Source organism: Candidatus Njordibacter sp. Uisw_058, assembly GCF_047730065.1.
Lineage (GTDB): Bacteria > Pseudomonadota > Gammaproteobacteria > Pseudomonadales > Balneatricaceae > Njordibacter.
On the sequence record NZ_CP159829.1, the window covers coordinates 727,050 to 744,517 of the forward strand.

Genomic DNA, 17,468 nt, shown 5'->3' on the forward strand with positions numbered 1-17,468 from the left:
TGCGTCGGCAGCAATAAGTGGAGTAGGACTATGGCTATCAGCAAAATTGATCGGTTTACCAATTTGGGTAAAATACAGCATCAACAATACCAGCAAGCGCTAGAAAGTGAGCAAAAAGTTAGTCAGTTGATTGACAGCATCGATTCTTCAGTAGCGCAAATACGCCAATACCAACAGGACTATCAACAAGACTTGATCACGCTACAGCAAAGCGCTAGTACCAATGAGAAACTCGTTAGAACACGCAAGTTTTTGCAGCAATTAATGCAAATGGAAGTTGATCAATTGCGCCAGCGACAAGATTTAGATGAAAGGTTACAGCAAGCTAAAGCTCTGAGTTTACAGAAATTACAAAAGGCTCGAATGAGTGAGAAGCTAACAGAAAAGGCTCACGTAGAACAGCTAGCGGCTAACAAAGCCTTCGATGCAAAACAGATGGATGCCATTGCCACACAAATGTATAATCGGCGTTAATTTAGTCGCATTGGAGCGATTCTTGCATAGTATTGTGTACAATAACGATGAATAGACCGTTTTTAGCTATTCTGACGAATAACTGACACTAGTGCAGGCTAAATTATTATGGCTCAAATAGATTTGCTAAATATACTCAAAGCAACCAGCACCCCTAGTAGCAAGGGCGTAGGGCCTAATGTGGCAGTCAGTCCAGCTGTGGCTGGCAAGTTTGAGCAAATATTAAGTGGCCAGAAAGAGGGAGCTGTCTCGGCAACACCCTTAGGCAATTCTATGCCAAGCGGCAAGGGCTTGCCGACTGCAGGTCTATCGAAGTTGCAACAAGCGCAGACTTCTCAACAACTGTTTGCGGCCATTGCCCCTGCGCAGCAATCACAAATTGATGACTTGAGTTTTATGACTCATTTACAACCTTTGGTAGATATGCCACAGGCGCCCAAATCTGGATCTTTATCTGCATTGTCTCAGCTTACTGATACAAAAATAGATTTTTCGGACCAGCAACTCCAAGATTTAGCGGTTCAGTTAGGTGTAGATCCAGCAGTAGCAAGACTAGTTTTACAAAGTACGATTAAGCCTCAAGACACTGGGGATCATACTAATGCCCAAGTCATTTCCAACCTGGGGATGGGTTTTAAACCAGGTCAAGTTCAAACGGCTTCTCCAATAGTTGCACCCGAAGGTACATCAGACACTATTACAACAAATGTGGTGTTGCCAGCTATGGCAAAAACTTTGCTGCAACCTTCAGTCTCAGGTCAAGTTCAGCCGCAAGCTCAGGTTCAAGTTCAGGCTCAGCCACAAGTTCAAGTTCAGCCACAGGTTCAGGTTCAGCTACAGGTTCAGCCACAAGTTCAGCCACAGGTTCAGTCACAGGTTCAGGTTCAGGTTCAGCCACAAGTTCAGCCACAGGTTCAGTCACAGGTTCAGTCACAGGTTCAGCCGCAGCTACAGGTTCAGGTTCAGCCGCAGCCACAGGTTCAGGTTCAGCCACAAGTTCAGGTTCAGTCGCAAGCTCAGGTTCAGCCACAAGTTCAGGTTCAGCCACAAGTCCAGACTCAACCTAACTTTGCTGCGCAGGCTAAGACCCCCGTTGCTGATGCATTAAAGGCTTTGCCACTCAATGATAAAGATGTCATTAAAGTACGCAACCTAACGATTGCTGCAACGGCTAATAATAATGTTGGTAGTTCTACCTCAGCTGGAATTACTCCTTCAGTTGTGCCTGTCGCGTCACAAATGGCGACGCAGTCTTTTCTTCAGCAGCGCCAATCAAAGGCAGTTAGCCCACAAGCTGAGATAAAAACAGGGCTAGCTAATACAATTAATAAAACACTCACACAGGCAAAAGGTAAACTAACCTCTAGTGCAGGTGCTACTAGCAGTGCTGCAAGTGTGACTTCAACTTATGCCAGCATCACTCTTGCACCTTCACTGGTGCAGAAGTTAGACCAATTTACAGGTCTTCCCTCACCGGTTGCCAGTTCTATGAATGCGCTGGAATCAAATACCTTAGGCAGTTACACTGGGGCCAACTTTAAGGCAGCGGCTCCTTTGGCTAGTTTGCCGGCCATGGCAACTGTGGGTGCTGCCCCAGCGATCGATGCACCTACTATGGATATAGGACAGCGTTTTACTAGCCTCATGCAAGGTGATGGTGCTGCCCAGTTGAGTGCCCGTCAAATGCAAGACCAATTAGGTCAACAGCTGCAACGGATGGTGAAAGAGGGACGTTGGCAAGCCAATTTATCGCTCAATCCAGCCCGCTTGGGGCAAGTAAACATTAGTTTGGTGATGGAAGATGGGGTCCTAAAGACTCAGCTTCTAAGCAGTAACCCAGGCGTTCGTGAGCTGCTTGAATCAAGTTTGCCCAAATTGAGAGATCAACTTGCAGACAGTGGTTTACACTTAGCAGATGTCTCTGTGGGCGCAGATAGTCGCGGACACCAACAAGCTCGAGGTGAGCAACCCGATTGGCAATTAAGCCAAACGGTAAAAAGTAGCAGTGAAGAACAAATTCCAATGGCAGCGAGTCATCGCAGCAATCATGATGGTGATGTAGACACCTTTGCCTAGCCAATAAAGGCTAGATAATCCATAATTGAGAAGTAGATAAGGAAGGCTAACCATGGCAGACGAAGAAGAAGTAGAAGTTGTAGAAGAGAAAAAAGGTGGTTTAGTTAAAATATTGCTGTTTGTGACTATCGGGCTGTTACTGATTATTATTAGTGTCGGGGCTACTTTGTTTCTTTCAGGTTTTTTTGATCCAAAACCAGTGGTCGTTGATGAAGAGGGTAATGTGGTCACCCAAGAAATAGATGGGGAAGCTGCTGAGGAAGAAGAAGAAGTTGATCCGAATGCCCCCAAACCTCTAATTAAAACGTCCAAGGAAACGCCTGAAGGTCAAAAATTTGACCAACTTTATAATGAATTAGACAGAGGCTTTACCATTAATTTGGCAGGCAGCCAAAAATTCGTTCAATTCAGTATGGGCTTTATGACCCATTATGATCAACGTATTGTGGACTTCGTTTATAAGCATGAGATGGCGATTCGTTCGGCGATCATTATGGAAGTCTCTTCACACCAACAAGACCAGTTAGTAACAGTGGCTGATAAACAAAAACTAGCCGATAGTCTTAAAACTCGGATGAACCAGGTGTTAACTGGTTATGAAGACTTTGGTGGTATCGAAGAAGTATTCTTTACAGAGTTTGTAATTCAGTAATCTAGGAGTCTTGGTAGTATGAGTGACAGTGAACTACTCTCAGAAGAAGAAATTCTAGCTTTAGTTGAAATGGGTGAAAAGGAAGGTGTGGAAGCCTATAACCTAGACCCAGATGCCGAAGGTTATGATATTTCCAGTGAAGACAGTAGCTTAACGTCTCACCTAGGATCGTTGGATATGATCAATGAGCGTTTTGCTCGCCTGCTGCGCACCAGCTTAAAAAGTCTATTGCGCTATCAGCCAAAAGTTGAGGCTCAGCATGTAGATGTGCAACGCTTTGCGACTCATATGGACAGTCTGGCCACGCCCATTTCACTAAATGTGGTGAAGATCCCACCCTTGCGTGGGTCGATGTTAATTATTATTGATCCACAGCTGATTTTCAATTCACTGGACAGCTTCTTTGGGGGCTCTGGGTCTCACACAGAAATATCGGGCATCAGAGACTTTACACCGACAGAATACCGCATTATCCAGATGATTTTGCAGCGTGTATTTCAAGACATGAAAACGGCGTGGGCTCCCCTTCAATCAGTGGCTTTTGAGTTTGTTAGCTCAGAAGTAAACCCACAATTCACCAGCATTGTAGAAGATAATGATTTGGTGATTGTCAATAAATTTCAAATTGATATGGCTCACGATATTAATGGCAGTATCGAAATTATCTACCCCTACGCAGCCATGAAACCGATTCGCGATTTATTGCGTAATCAGGTCATGGGTGACACTGATATTGATGATGAGCGAATTTGGAATAACTACCTTAAGGTAGCTATTGAGGAGGTTGATTTAGACGTGAGGTCTGATCTTGCTAACCCTCAAATTAGCTTGTTAGAGTTGCGCAACCTTAAGGTGGGTGATGTCATTCCTATTAAAATGCCCGAAATAGTAACAGTAATGTCAAAAGGAATTCCCCTATTCAATGGCGTGTATGGTAGTTCGAATGGCCATGCAGCAGTAAAAATAATGGGTGAAGTGACATTAGATGATTATGAAGTGGACTTATGGGACTAAAATGTCTCTAATACAAGATAAATGGAGGAAGTGCTTGTGAGTGAAGAAGAATCAGCCCCCGCGGCCTTATCCACCTTTGAGGATGAGCTAGACCTAGACATATTAGAAAATATCCCCGTAGTTTTGTCTGCGGAAGTGGGTCGGTCGTCACTTAAAATCAAAGATTTGTTGCGTTTGAGTGAAGGTAGTGTGGTCGAATTTGATCGCCTTGCTGGAGAAGCCATCGATGTTTGTGTTAATAACACCATTATCGCTAAGGGTGAAGTTGTGGTGGTGAACGAACGTTATGGCATCCGTCTAACTCAGGTGCTCGAAGCTGCTGACCGAATCCGTAAAATTTAAGGCCTATTTATGCTAGGGGATACCCAATTGTTGTTGCAGTCTATTGGCAGCTTATTGCTGGTGTTGGCGATTTTACTGGTTATGGTATTTGCAGCAAGATGGTTTATGCAACGACGGCCTCAGGGTGGGCGTCGGCTTAGATTCATAGAAGCCATGGCGCTCGGTAGCCGCGATAAATTGCTCCTGGTAGAGGTCGACGGTAAGTCACTTTTGTTGGGAGTGACTGCTCAAAATATTCGTTTACTGGCTGATCTTGGAGCGGTGGAAGCATTACCCAAACCTTTAGACCCGCAAGAAGAATTCCCACCAAAAACACATCAAACAGGTTTATCCCAGCAGTTTTCTCAATTATTGGGTCGATACACCCAAACTGCCAAAAATAAGGACACCCTATGAGTATTAGGCAGGCCATGAGCTGGTTGCCCTTAGTGAGTATGTTTTTATTAGTCGCTGTCTCACCTCAAGTGAGTGCAGGTGATGCAATTTTACCTGGTATCATTGTTGAAACGAATGCAGAAGGCCAGCAAGAATACAGTTTAACGCTACAAATTTTAGCGTTAATGTCATTGCTTACGGTGTTACCCGCGTTGTTGCTGATGATGACTTCGTTTACCCGCATTATCATTGTCTTGTCAATATTACGCATGGCCATAGGCACTAACCAAACTCCTCCCAATCAGGTGTTATTGGGTTTGGCGTTGTTTTTAACCCTGTTTATTATGGCGCCCGTGTTTACCCAAATCAATGATGAAGCAATCCAACCTTATCTCAATGATCAGGCCGACTTTGTGCAGGCTTTTGAAGTGGCCCAGCAACCGTTGCGGGAATTCATGTTAAAACAAACTCGTGAGTCTGATATTGAATTGTTTGCAGAAATCTCAGACCAACAAGAACTTGACGGCCCCGAGAATGTGCCGATGCAACTGTTGATACCCGCATTTTTGACCAGTGAGTTAAAGACTGCATTTCAGATAGGGTTTTTATTATTTGTACCCTTTGTGGTCATCGACTTAGTCGTTGCGAGTGTGCTCATGGCATTGGGTATGATGATGCTCTCACCGATGATGATTTCATTGCCATTTAAAATCATGATGTTTGTTCTAATAGACGGTTGGGCTTTGATACTGGGCACCTTAGCTACTAGCTTTTATACCTGACGCGGAGGTTAATGATGGATCAAGGTACTGTGTTGGATATTGGTCGCGAGGCTCTAACGGTTGTGGCCACTATTGCAGGTCCCATGCTTGGCGTCGCTTTAGTGATTGGTCTACTTGTTGGTATTGTGCAGGCGGCAACTTCGATTAATGAAATGACTTTAAGTTTTATTCCTAAATTAGCCGCCCTGGTGCTGGTGCTTTACTTGTTTGGAGCATGGCAAATTACGGTGCTAACGGATTTTGCCTCGCGCTTGATTGAGCGCATTCCAGGGATTATTGGCTAGCTATGTTTGCCGTTTGGGATGACGTACTGGCCTTGCTTTATACCTTTTTGTGGCCCATGACGCGCATTAGTGCGTGCCTTCTTGCGACGCCCATATTTTCCGCCATGAGTGTGAACACCACAGTGCGGATAAGCTTGGCTATGATCCTTACTATTCTCATTTACCCATTACATGATTGGCCTGTGATTGATGTGCTGTCTGGCGCTGGCTTGGTATTATTGTTGGAACAGGTCGCCATTGGGGTGATGATGGGGCTTATATTACAAATTGTCTTTGCTGCAGTGAGTGCAGCTGGTGAGTTTATTTCTTTATCCATGGGCTTAGGATTTGCCATGATGGTGGATCCAAATAGTGGTGTGCAAACGCCAGTGGTATCACAATTTATGGTGATTTTAGCAACGTTGGTATTTGTCTCTATTGGTGGTCATCTCATCCTAATAGAACTTCTTCTTGACAGCTTTCGTTTGTGGCCCATTGGTGAACCTCAGCTAGAGATGGCCATGGTGTGGGATGTCTTGCAATGGTCGATCTTATTATTTACTGGGGCAGCATTGATCGCATTGCCTGCAATGATTATATTATTACTCACCAACAGTGGCATGGGAGTCATCTCTAGAGCGGCGCCCAGTTTAAATGTGTTTGCTGTTGGTTTTCCACTAACCTTGTTAATGGGCATTGTGGTTTTGCTTATATTGTTGCCTACATTTATGGGTAATATTCAAGGTTTATGGTTTGAAGCCTTTCAGCAGATCCGTCTGTTACTGGGTGTGAGTTAACGCATGGCTGAAGACAGTTCCCAAGAAAAAACCGAACAACCTACGGCCAAAAAACTCGAGAAATCACGCGAAGATGGACAAGTGCCGCGCTCAAAAGAGTTGTCTATGGCTATAATTATGGTGCTTGGCTCAGCTTTTTTACTGATGACAGGTGGCATAATTATTGACAACCTTTCACAGATGCTAGTCTCTTCGTTAACTATAGAGCGAAGTTTACTCATGGACACTGGCCGCTTACCCAATGTTTTGTTAGAAACTTTAGTGGAGGGCATCTTGTCTGTGATGCCTTTTCTACTCCTCACCTTAGCTTTGGCCTTATCGACACCAGCCCTAATTGGAGGTTGGTTATTTTCTACTAAAGCTGTGGGCTTCAAACCTAACAAACTTAACCCACTTTCTGGCCTCAAACGCATGTTTGGTACCCAAGCCCTTATGGAATTGGTCAAAGCCTTAGTAAAATTTATTTTGGTCGCTGGCATCGGCTACTTGGTGGTGGCATCTCAAATAGGACACCTGTTAGCGTTGGGCCAAATGTCTTTGGATGTGGCGATGCGAGAGGGAGGCATGATCTTATTGTGGGGTTTTTTTTATATGTGTTTATCCTTGATGGTTATTGCTGCCATTGATGTGCCTTATCAAATATATAGCCATACAGAAAAGTTAAAAATGTCGATGCAAGACATAAAAGATGAAATGAAGGAGATGGAGGGCCGGCCTGAAGTTAAAGCTCAGGTGCGCCAGAGGCAGCGGGAAATGGCCATGGGAAGAATGCTAGACGACGTTCCTAACGCAGACGTTGTGATCACTAACCCACAACACTTTGCTGTGGCGATCGTTTATGATCAAGCAGGAGCAGGGGCCCCCATTGTTTTAGCCAAGGGCCAGGGTGAAATGGCGGCCCGCATAAGAGAACTTGCTGAAACAGAAAGTGTGCAAATATTACGTATGCCCTTGTTAGCACGAGCACTGTATTTTACCAGTGAAATTAAAGAGGAAATTCCTGAGGGTTTATTTGTGGCCGTGGCTCAAGTGTTGGCATATGTTTATCAGCTTAATGCTGTGACCCCGGGGGTTCCTCAACCAAGGCAGCCTAATCCTGAAGTACCTGCTGATTTTCGGTACAATGAAGACGGAAAAGCCCTTTAACGCTATGATATTGAAACTAAAGTCTAGCTCCTCATTGAGGTTATTTAGATGTATACTAATTCCAATAAAAGGTCAATGAATAGATTTATGACAAAGCTGTAAGTAAGATGGAGATGCACTTAATGAAAAAAGACATTGAAGTTGACAAAAGTTTATTTAAACGTGTTTCTAGGACTAAAAAAGGTAATAAAATTGTTTTACCTGAAAGAGTCGCAGAAGTGAATAAACATCAGCATAACGCTGATTTTGTTGCCAGCCAAAAGCGCACGTCTAATACCAAAGGCAAAGAAAGTGAACTGGCCGCTGACTGGCAGCGCTTCTCTGATGCCGATGCGATTAATGTGGCGAAATTGAATTCCCAGCCTAGTGGCAAATCTAGCGCTCATCCAACGGCAAGTCTTACATCGAAAGTTGATCAATTGAGCCCCACCCAAAGGGCTCAAATAGAAGCCCATAAACTGGCGCAAAAAAATGCTGCAAGTCCCTCCTCGACATCTTTGGTTTCTGAAAGCACAGATCAACATTCTGCAGTGGCTAAAGCCAAGCTCGATGGCCTTCGTCCCTCTAGTTCCGCAGACTCTGAGCCAGAGGCTACTAACGTTGAAGGCAGTAGGCCTGATGGTGCAGGCCAAGCGGATTTAGGCGATCATGTGCCTCAAGGAGCAGGTCAAGCGGACTTAGGTGAGCATGTGCCTCAAGGAGCAGGCCAAGTGGATTTAGGCGATCATGTGCCTCAAGGAGTAAGTCAAGCGGACTTAGGTGAGCATGTGCCTCAAGGAGTAGGCCAAGCGGATTTAGGTGATCATGTGCCTCAAGGGCCAGGCCAAGCAGATATGGGTGAACACATTGATGGCACCGCAGGGTTGGCTAAATTAAAAGGTGAGCAATTGGCCGGAGTGGGACAGACTGATATGGGCCATCATGTCGATGGCCAAGCAGGATTTGCAGCCCTAGAAGATGAACTTCCAGTTCAAGTCACACAAGTTGACATGGGAGACCATTTGCCCGCTGATGCAATGCAGGCTGATATGGGCCACCAAAATGCCAGGAATGCAGGTACTGCAAAACTGACGGGTAAGAATGCAGCTGCAACAGACGGTTCGCAAGTTTCTTTGGATACGATGGAAACTCTCGAGACGGCTCCAGTGGCCGATGTTGATGACTCAAAAGCCAATGAAAATAACGAAGAATCTAAACTTTCTGGTCGATTAGTTGAAAAAATGTCTAAGATTCGCTCAAAAACTGACGATATAACTACTGAGAATGAAGATTTAACTGAGCGTAAAGACCCGCTGTAGCCTACTCGCTTCTGTAGGCTATGGATCGACTGAGATGTAAAACCCATGAGTGACGAAGATACAGATAACAAGCAACAGCAAACGGAGACCGAAGTGGCTTTGGATATTGAGGTCGTTTCTGTGGCAGTGGCAGAGCAAGAAGCTGCCCAAGCTCGGGCTAAAGATGAATTGGACGTGGCACAAGAACTGGCTGAACAAATGTCAGAAGTACTCAGTCAAGTTGATGCAGAAGTTGAGTTAGGGGACCAGGCAGAACAAGCAGTAGAAGCCCCAGTTAAAGTAGCAAAGCCTCAGCAACCCAGCCTTCAAGCTAAGGTGGAAAAAGTGTCTGAAGATGATGATTTGGTTAGGTTTGATGACGAGATTGATTATCTAGAAGAAGCTGCACCAGTCGCTGAAAAAAACCCACCCGCAGCTAATAATATTGAAAGCTTGACCGAAATTGTACTGGATGCAGCCAGTGCGGCCAACGAAGCGGCACATTCTACCAATCAATCCATTCATATGTTGTTAGGCAGTGTAACAACCATTAATAACATGGCCAAGGGTTTACGGAGATCGAATAATTTCTTACTGATGATCATTTTTGCCTTAGGATTGATCGGTTTAATCAGCGGCGCGGCTATGTTGTTCGTGCTACAAAGCTCGGTAAAAGACGCAACGAGTGTCAGTTTGGCCATGGGTGCCAAATTGGTTCAGTTTGAACAACAAATGGACCGAGTGACCTTGTTAGAGACGCAGCTAATTGACGTGGCTGATGTTAATCATCAACTCGGTCAAAGTGTTGAACAGATGATGTTTTATCTCCGGCAAGTAGGCACTGATTCGCAACAAGCGGCGTCACAGCAAGCGCAAGTCAATGAGCGGATGTTAGGCAGTGTTAATGATCGAATATTGGCTAGTTTCAATGGTTTACAGAACACCAGTAAAGCGCAGCAGAGCGTGTTAAAACAGCTAAAAACTCGGATTGACAGCTTACAGTTGCAAATGAAATCCATCCAAAACGAAGACCTTGTAGGCAAAGTAAAGGCTTTAGTCGCCTTAGAGCAAGAACGCTACTATGATCTTGAGCAGGAAAAATTAGCTCAAGATGTAGCGAACAGGAAGGCGGATGCGCCCAGTGAGGAGACTTTTATTACCTTTGGTGTTAAGGCGACTCAATAATTGAATCTATTATCATCTGCTGAAACGGCAGATGATGTGGACGAAATGTAGGGTTAAAGCAGAGTTAAAGCAGAGTTAAAGCATTTAAGGGGTTATAATGTGGCTTACGATTTAAGCCACATTAGGATGCCGCCATGACAATAATTCGCCAACAGGACTTAATTGATAGCGTCGCTGACGCATTACAGTTTATTTCGTACTACCATCCTTTAGATTTTATACACGCAGTGCATGAAGCCTACCTGCGTGAAGAATCCAAAGCTGCTAAAGATGCCATGGCGCAAATTTTAATTAATTCTCGTATGTGTGCCGAAGGTAAACGTCCAATCTGCCAAGACACAGGCATTGTCACGGTGTTTGTTGAAGTGGGAATGGATGTGCAATGGGACGCCGAGCTTAGCTTAGAAGAAATGATTAACGAAGGGGTAAGGCGGGCTTATTTACACCCTGATAATAAACTCAGAGCCTCTATTCTATCTGATCCTGCGGGTGCCAGAACCAATACTAAAGATAATACGCCGGCGGTCATTCATACCTCTATCGTTAAGGGTGATCAGGTCGATATTCAATTGGCAGCTAAAGGTGGGGGCTCAGAAAATAAAAGTAAAATGGTCATGTTAAACCCCTCCGACAGTATCGTTGAGTGGGTATTAAAAACGGTGCCGACTATGGGGGCCGGCTGGTGCCCACCTGGCATGTTAGGCATAGGTATTGGGGGCACGGCAGAAAAAGCTGCTATTCTGGCTAAAAAATCTTTGATGGATCCAGTGAATATTCACCAACTGCAGGCCAGTGGTGCTCATAACACTGCAGACAAACTGCGTTTAGAGTTGTTTGACGCGGTGAATAACTTGGGTATTGGAGCTCAGGGATTAGGTGGCCTGACCACCGTGCTAGATATTAAGATTTTGGATTATCCCACTCATGCCGCTTCATTACCCGTGTGCATGATTCCTAACTGTGCAGCCACCAGACATGCACATTTTGTGCTTAATGGCACTGGCCCGAGCTTACAAACACCACCACGTCTAGATGAGTACCCTGACATTGCATGGGATGCTAGTGCAGGGGCGAGAAAAGTGAATTTAGATGTGGTCACTCCAACTGACGTATTAACTTGGCAGCCAGGGGAGACCTTATTGTTGTCTGGTAAAATGCTGACTGGGCGAGATGCGGCTCATAAAAGGATGATAGACATGATGTCTCGAGGTGAACCGCTGCCTGTAGACCTAGCGGGCCGGTTTATATATTATGTGGGCCCAGTGGACCCTGTGAGAGATGAAGCTGTCGGCCCAGCAGGCCCCACCACAGCGACTCGCATGGATAAATTTACCAGCACGATGCTTGAAAAAACGGGCTTGTTAGGCATGATTGGTAAGGCTGAGCGTGGGCAAATTGCCATTGATGCCATTAAAGCCCATAAAGCCGTCTATTTAATGGCTGTAGGTGGCGCAGCCTATCTGGTTTCTAAGGCGATTAAGAGTGCTGAAATAGTGGCATTTCCAGAACTTGGCATGGAGGCCATCTACGAATTTGACGTGCAAGACATGCCTGTGACAGTCGCTGTTGATGCTGGTGGTACCTCAGTTCATCAAACCGGGCCTGCCCAATGGTACGACATTATTCAAGCTCGACAGATTACCTAGGTGTTAGCCTCATCGAGTCGCGAATCCCTGACTATGTAAGTAAGGAAGCATATGTGGTCGCGCCTCTTTAAACATAGTCTTGATAATATGTTGGCTAAAGGTGAGGTCTGTTTTTCCATGACTGCGCTGTTGGTAGTAGCCGCTGATCTGTGCATCGTAACTAGCAAGTTTCTCCAAGCCTTGATTTGAATAATGATCTTGGTGCAGCACCATGGATAGTGGCAGTCTTGGCTTTTGGCCAGGGTTTTGATCTGGGTAGCCAAGGCACAGACCAAATATGGGAAATACCTGCTGAGGTAAGTTTAATAACTGAGTGACTGTTTCTGGCTGATTGCGTAAGCCACCAATAAAAACCCCACCTAAACCGAGACTTTGAGCAGCCAACAACACATTTTGTGCAAATAGTGCTGTATCTATACTGGCAATAAGAGTGTGTTCAGTAAAACCGATGGGCATTTGTTGCTGTTGGCGCTGACATATTTGTTGATTGCGTTGTAAGTCTGCACAGAAGACCAAAAAAGTGGCTGCGCTTTGCACATATTTTTGGCCACCGGATGCCTCTGCTAAAGCAGCCCGTGTCAATGGCGAGTTGACTTGAACGACGCTGGTGACTTGCACAAAGCTGGAACTTGAGGCTGCTTGACCAGCAGTGACACAAGTGTTGATTATCTCTTGTGGAATGACTTGGCTAGTAAATTTACGAATTGATTGGTGCTCTAACATTTGTTCTATTGGGCTTTTTACGGTCATAGTGCTTTATTACTCATTGGTTAACATTGAAGATGTTAGCACAGGACCAGTTAGGGTAGAATGTCCAAAACAACCCGTTTAAAGTTGATCCTAGTTATGCAATTGTCGGCTCCCACTTTACCTATTGCACCCTACTTAGCCCAGCGCTATGGTTTAGAACAAGCCTTCATGTTGGCAGTAGTAACCGAGTTAGTAGGTGCTTGGAGTGGACAAGTCGTGGTTGAAGAGCAACGTTTGTATGGTCGAGCACTTTGTTTTACCAGGCAACACCAAGGTCAATTACTTTCGCAATTGTCGGCCATAGGTTTGCTGCAAGTGGCCCCTGCTGGCAATGGTATGGTGCGTATAGAGCTGCAGTTGGAGTTAACACAAAACTTAGAACCAGAAGCAGAACCATTGAAAGCTTTAGACGAATCTCAGGCTATAGATAACCCCGTAGCCAGTGAAAGGCCCTCTATGGCCGGCTTTGGAGGCTGGCATCGTGACGCTGGAGACGGTGATGAGTTAAGCCGATTATTTGCTGCTAAAGAAGCCCAGCACCAGCACTTATGCCACATGGATATTGAATGGAAACCGTCAGTAAACATTGTTAAGGTGTTAGCTCAACAGCACCAAATAAGTGAAGCCTTTGTCCTAGGCATTAAAGATGAGTTTGTGGTCTACTATATGGACAAAGGACGCCGAGAAACCCCCGGTGGCTGGGATCAAAAGTTTTTAAAATGGGTCAAAAAAGAACAAATTCAACAGCAAACAGCTCAGGCTCGGGCTCAAAGACAAACCCAACAACAGACTAATCCATCTAATGAAGAAGCTAGATACGCTGCTAAACAACGCCGACGAAACATTACTGCAAACGTGCTCGACATCAATAATACCGACTGGTAAAACGGTTGTTGCTGCGAGTGCGCCTGTTGACCAAAAAGTAAAATCTTTGGTGAACATGCTGTTTGCTCGTTTTATGACGATCTACGGTCATAAGTTTAAAAGTGCTTTTGATGACGACAAAGAAATTATTATAGCGAAGCGTGAATGGGCCTTGAGTTTGGCGGGTTATGAAGAGGATGTGTTGGTGCTCGCCCTGGAGCAAACTAAAAGACAATATAGCTGGATGCCCTCAATTGCAGAATTCTTGCAACTGATGGACCAATGCCAACAGAGTTTTGGTTTGACGTTGGTTGATCAAGCCTATGCTGAGGCATGTCGCCATGCAACGGCGCCAAGCCACCATTCTTGGAGTCACGCGGCGGTATATCATGCAGGAAGGGCAACGGGGTGGTTTGAGCTAAAAACCCTAACTCGTCAAGCCACACAAGGACTGTTTAAACAACACTACAAGGCTCTGTGCCAAAGGGTGTTGGCAGGGGAAGATTTGGATCAGGTGCAAACTAGGGCCATACCCGCACCTAATAATGATAACTTATTTGCCATTATAGAGCAGTGGGCCAAACAGTTGGATATGGCTCCAGAAATAGCCCAAAGCGCTTTGTACTTTTTGCATTTGCCAAAGCATAGCCCTTTGAGACAGCAGTTACATGCGCGCACGCAAGCGGCCTACCCAGCACAAACTATTCCCGCTAATATTGATGAGTTACGAAATCAGGTTATTTAAATACTTTATTTTGGTATCATTTGGTCGATAAGGATAAGAAGAATGTTGGTTGTACTGTATAAAATCATCGGTGCAAGCCCGAGTGGAGGTTTTTTTGAAAGACGAAGTAGAGATTAGTGGTTTTAAAGACATATATCACTTTTTCATGTCTGCAAAGGCGCGCAAGCGTTCTTTTTATGTCAGCTTTGGAGATGCTGTAGATCAAACTTTGGCTGACTATCGTTTGCAAGAAGTGGTTTATAAGTCTGCGGATCAGCATGCGCCCAGTAACAATGACGTGACTCTAGTGCTCGAACCGATCAATGAGCCTGACTTTGTGGCTATGATCGAAGCCCAAGATCGCTTGCGGGTGGAGTTTTTTCACGAAGGCCGCATCCACTACTTCGATGTGCAAGTTGGTGATGTCAGTGCGTCTAGTGGCGGTGTTGGGTTTTCGGCTAAGCTGCCGGAGAATGTGCGAGCAAAACCAAATCGGGAGATGCTGCAGTTGCCAGCGACTAGTGATGAAAAGATTAACATGAGTATTGGGGGGCAGCCTGTCGATGTGATTGATGTCTCTGGTGGCGGCGCATCTGTGTTACTTCCACAAGCAAATTTATACGATGTTGAAGTCGGTAAGGCGATTAAGCACATTGAACTTAAGGTGGATGGCTTTCAAGCTAAAGTTAGTGCTGAAGTGCGTCATATGCGATCCCATGCTGATGGGCTAAAACTGCTGGTAGGCCTTCGCTTTATCTTCTTTCGTAACCATGAAGAAGATGACTTATTGCACTTGGTGAAACAAAAAATAGCCTCAGTGTCACGCCAGTTATAAAATAATTAAAGGCTCATAAGCCTAGGTTTCTTAGTTAAAAAAACGCGCTTAATTAAGCGCGCTTTTTTTGTCTGGTAATACAGATTAAGGAAAGCGAATCCAATGGGTCTTGTCATCATCATTTAACAAAGTGTCAGTGTCGCCAGAAAATAACATGGCTCTAAAATCCTCTATACTTGGAATAGTAATGACTTTGTCAGCATACAAATAATTAGCATTGTTACGGAAAAACGCCTTCGGGTTATTACCAATAATGAGTTGCATCACTAAACTGAGTTTTATATTAGTCTCACCGTACGCCCGCTTCGCAATATCGGTTAAAGAATCCCCTGGTTTAATGCGATACTCAGACCCAGGTGCGATTGCGTTAACCACGTCCTGACGGGTATCTATCTGCTGCTCAAGGTGAAGTAATTCACCCATTAGCACTTTCAAGTGGTCCTGAGTTTGGTGTTCATTCGCACTCACAGGGCTGGTGATGAGGCTAGCAGCAAATAGGCTGCATATTAGACGACTATTCATGGGTGAAAACTCCTTGTGCAAATAACTTTGTCAACATCTAAAATACAATCACTTGGGCTATGGCATTAGTTATATTATCTGGCCCTGCCACATGTTCTAACAGCGCAGCGTGGGGTTGTAACTGCGTCACTTTGAATACAAGTGGTGCACTTCTGGCATCTGGATTAAGAATTCCATCTTCATAATTTTGGGGTAATAATAATAACTTCTGCCCCTGTTCTAGACCTAACTTTTGCCCTTTATTAATGCGCCATAAGGGTTGGTCAATGATTTTGCTAAGCTTAATGTAGCTGCCTTCACACTTCACAGTTTGATGGATGCTGCGCCATGATTTTTCTACCCACTTTGCCACCTGCTTGCTAAGCTCTTGGGGAATGGGCGCACCAGATTGGGAAATGGAGCGGTTGGCTGGCAAGGTAAATTGCTGTTGATGACGCAAGTCGATATCAGCACCATAGGGACTTGAAAAAGTGGCAGTTAGCATTAGGTTAGGGGATTGATCTTGTAGCCCATTCAATGAACTCATTAGACTGCCTAGGCCACTAGGTTCCGGCTCAATCGTAGGTGTGGACAACCACTGGGCACCGATAGCCAAATGATAGTCAGCTTGATTATAAGCCTCAGAGGCAAGCCATGCTGTTTGATAAGTATTAAGCGCTGGGTTAATCCGATGAGTAACAAAATTTCCTCCTTTTGCCAGGCTAGAAAATTGCGCTTCGGTGTCGAGTAGTAATTGATTAATGTCTACTTGATGATAGCTGCTGTCGTTGGGTGGTGTGGCTAAGTCTGTTGTCACCACTTGGGTTAATTGGGGCAAAGGACAATCTTTTGTGCCTTCATCAAGTTCTAAGGCGAGCTTCACTGTGACTACACCCTGGACTTCGATTTGCTCCAATAGGTCCATTCGACTTATGTTTAAGCTGGTTTTGAGCCTGATATTTTCCGTCAGTTGGCCATCTGAACTGACTATACTTTGGCTAGTCATTTGGCCTTGGCGTTGGGTAGCTGCGGAGCGCAGAGCATCAAGTGTGGCTCTTGCTATGGCACTTTCAATACCCCCATCAGCCACTACCGCCTGCCCAGACACGATAAGCTTCGGCGTTGGGTCTTGCTCCGCTAGGCTTAATTGGCTAATGACTAGCCCTGTTAACACGGCGCAGATGATAGTGCTGGTGCGCTGTGGATGGTTTAATTGTTTCATGAGATAACCGTAAAGGGAGTTATCTAGCCACTAAAAAAACTCGTCTAAGTTCCTGCATAGTGTCTAGTTCTAATTCCAGCTTAGTTTCATAGCTATCATCGCCTATTGGGTTGATGCTGACAACCTTGGCGCCGTATACAACCCCTTCCACATGCGCACGCATGGTGTCACTTGCAAGTACCATATCTGCCACAGTGCTCGATGCATTAATGTTTTGACCATAGACCTGTGCTGTTAGGTTTCTGTAGGCGTCTAGTTTAGACACCCGTATAGCCATCAGCCGTTGTTGGGCTGGGCTTTTACTTTTTTGTGCACTGATGTTGGCATAGCCTGTGGAAATGATCACTTCCTTTTGGTAGATCGGCGTATTGACTTCAGCTGCAGGCGTTTGGATACCCGTCATGGATAAAGTGCAACCCCCTAGGGTAAAGGCTGTTAATGCAATAACTAGAAGGCGGAGTTTTTGGGTGATGTGAACGGTCATGTTTATTTCCTCTGAGTCTATAAACATATTATCGACCCCGCCCTTGCAGACTTTAGGCA

The 17,468-nt window shown here is 45.1% G+C and carries 20 protein-coding genes; 16 read left to right on the forward strand and 4 right to left on the reverse strand.

Annotated features, from left to right (window positions below):
* Positions 1-30: 30 nt before the first annotated feature.
* From ABXT59_RS03325 to ABXT59_RS03385, 13 genes are all read left to right on the forward strand, one after another.
* Positions 31-474, forward strand: a complete 444-nt coding sequence (locus ABXT59_RS03325) for a hypothetical protein (RefSeq protein WP_443637680.1) — start codon at positions 31-33, stop codon at positions 472-474.
* A gap of 108 nt (positions 475-582) precedes the next feature.
* On the forward strand, positions 583-2,550 hold the full coding sequence (locus ABXT59_RS03330; protein ID WP_443637681.1) for a flagellar hook-length control protein FliK: 1,968 nt from the start codon (positions 583-585) through the stop codon (positions 2,548-2,550).
* A 52-nt stretch (positions 2,551-2,602) separates the two neighbouring features.
* Positions 2,603-3,202, forward strand: coding sequence for a flagellar basal body-associated FliL family protein (locus ABXT59_RS03335; RefSeq protein WP_443637682.1), 600 nt, complete (start codon positions 2,603-2,605; stop codon positions 3,200-3,202).
* Positions 3,203-3,220: 18 nt separating this feature from the next.
* Positions 3,221-4,216, forward strand: coding sequence for a flagellar motor switch protein FliM (fliM, locus tag ABXT59_RS03340; RefSeq protein ID WP_443637684.1), 996 nt, complete (start codon positions 3,221-3,223; stop codon positions 4,214-4,216).
* Positions 4,217-4,252: 36 nt separating this feature from the next.
* Complete coding sequence (gene fliN, locus ABXT59_RS03345; protein WP_443637686.1) at positions 4,253-4,558, forward strand: flagellar motor switch protein FliN; 306 nt, start codon at positions 4,253-4,255, stop codon at positions 4,556-4,558.
* A 9-nt stretch (positions 4,559-4,567) separates the two neighbouring features.
* Complete coding sequence (fliO, locus tag ABXT59_RS03350; RefSeq protein ID WP_443637687.1) at positions 4,568-4,954, forward strand: flagellar biosynthetic protein FliO; 387 nt, start codon at positions 4,568-4,570, stop codon at positions 4,952-4,954.
* Positions 4,951-5,715, forward strand: a complete 765-nt coding sequence (gene fliP, locus ABXT59_RS03355) for a flagellar type III secretion system pore protein FliP (protein WP_443637688.1) — start codon at positions 4,951-4,953, stop codon at positions 5,713-5,715. Before fliO ends, fliP begins: the two co-directional genes overlap by 4 nt.
* Positions 5,716-5,726: 11 nt before the next feature.
* Entirely contained in the window at positions 5,727-5,999 is a 273-nt protein-coding gene (fliQ, locus tag ABXT59_RS03360; RefSeq protein WP_443637690.1) for a flagellar biosynthesis protein FliQ, read from the forward strand.
* 2 nt (positions 6,000-6,001) lie between these two features.
* Entirely contained in the window at positions 6,002-6,775 is a 774-nt protein-coding gene (gene fliR, locus ABXT59_RS03365; protein WP_443637692.1) for a flagellar biosynthetic protein FliR, read from the forward strand.
* A gap of 3 nt (positions 6,776-6,778) precedes the next feature.
* Entirely contained in the window at positions 6,779-7,921 is a 1,143-nt protein-coding gene (flhB, locus tag ABXT59_RS03370) for a flagellar biosynthesis protein FlhB (protein WP_443637693.1), read from the forward strand.
* 122 nt (positions 7,922-8,043) lie between these two features.
* Positions 8,044-9,219, forward strand: coding sequence for a hypothetical protein (locus ABXT59_RS03375; RefSeq protein ID WP_443637694.1), 1,176 nt, complete (start codon positions 8,044-8,046; stop codon positions 9,217-9,219).
* Between the two features lie 45 nt (positions 9,220-9,264).
* The gene (locus ABXT59_RS03380; RefSeq protein ID WP_443637696.1) at positions 9,265-10,383 is read left to right on the forward strand and encodes a hypothetical protein; all 1,119 of its coding nucleotides are present in this window, start codon (positions 9,265-9,267) and stop codon (positions 10,381-10,383) included.
* A gap of 134 nt (positions 10,384-10,517) precedes the next feature.
* A complete protein-coding gene (locus ABXT59_RS03385) occupies positions 10,518-12,029 on the forward strand; it encodes a fumarate hydratase (RefSeq protein ID WP_443637697.1) in 1,512 nt (503 codons plus the stop codon).
* A gap of 9 nt (positions 12,030-12,038) precedes the next feature.
* On the opposite strand, the gene nfsA is transcribed toward ABXT59_RS03385, so the two are convergent.
* On the reverse strand, positions 12,039-12,779 hold the full coding sequence (nfsA, locus tag ABXT59_RS03390; RefSeq protein ID WP_443637698.1) for an oxygen-insensitive NADPH nitroreductase: 741 nt from the start codon (positions 12,777-12,779) through the stop codon (positions 12,039-12,041).
* Between the two features lie 60 nt (positions 12,780-12,839).
* Here nfsA and ABXT59_RS03395 point away from each other — a divergent pair, with 60 nt between their 5' ends.
* The 3 genes from ABXT59_RS03395 (at position 12,840) to ABXT59_RS03405 (ending at position 15,202) form a co-directional block, all read left to right on the forward strand.
* Positions 12,840-13,664, forward strand: a complete 825-nt coding sequence (locus tag ABXT59_RS03395) for a DnaT-like ssDNA-binding domain-containing protein (protein WP_443637699.1) — start codon at positions 12,840-12,842, stop codon at positions 13,662-13,664.
* A 55-nt stretch (positions 13,665-13,719) separates the two neighbouring features.
* Entirely contained in the window at positions 13,720-14,388 is a 669-nt protein-coding gene (locus tag ABXT59_RS03400) for a replication protein P (protein WP_443637700.1), read from the forward strand.
* Positions 14,389-14,482: 94 nt separating this feature from the next.
* Complete coding sequence (locus tag ABXT59_RS03405) at positions 14,483-15,202, forward strand: PilZ domain-containing protein (protein WP_443637701.1); 720 nt, start codon at positions 14,483-14,485, stop codon at positions 15,200-15,202.
* A gap of 84 nt (positions 15,203-15,286) precedes the next feature.
* Here ABXT59_RS03405 and ABXT59_RS03410 read toward each other — a convergent pair whose 3' ends face one another.
* The 3 genes from ABXT59_RS03410 to ABXT59_RS03420 are packed head-to-tail and all read right to left on the reverse strand — an operon-like array spanning position 15,287 to position 17,409.
* The gene (locus ABXT59_RS03410; RefSeq protein WP_443637703.1) at positions 15,287-15,724 is read right to left on the reverse strand and encodes a type IV pilus assembly protein FimV; all 438 of its coding nucleotides are present in this window, start codon (positions 15,722-15,724) and stop codon (positions 15,287-15,289) included.
* A 37-nt stretch (positions 15,725-15,761) separates the two neighbouring features.
* The gene (locus ABXT59_RS03415) at positions 15,762-16,925 is read right to left on the reverse strand and encodes a hypothetical protein (protein ID WP_443637704.1); all 1,164 of its coding nucleotides are present in this window, start codon (positions 16,923-16,925) and stop codon (positions 15,762-15,764) included.
* Positions 16,926-16,944: 19 nt separating this feature from the next.
* The gene (locus ABXT59_RS03420; RefSeq protein ID WP_443637705.1) at positions 16,945-17,409 is read right to left on the reverse strand and encodes an LPP20 family lipoprotein; all 465 of its coding nucleotides are present in this window, start codon (positions 17,407-17,409) and stop codon (positions 16,945-16,947) included.
* Positions 17,410-17,468: the final 59 nt, after the last annotated feature.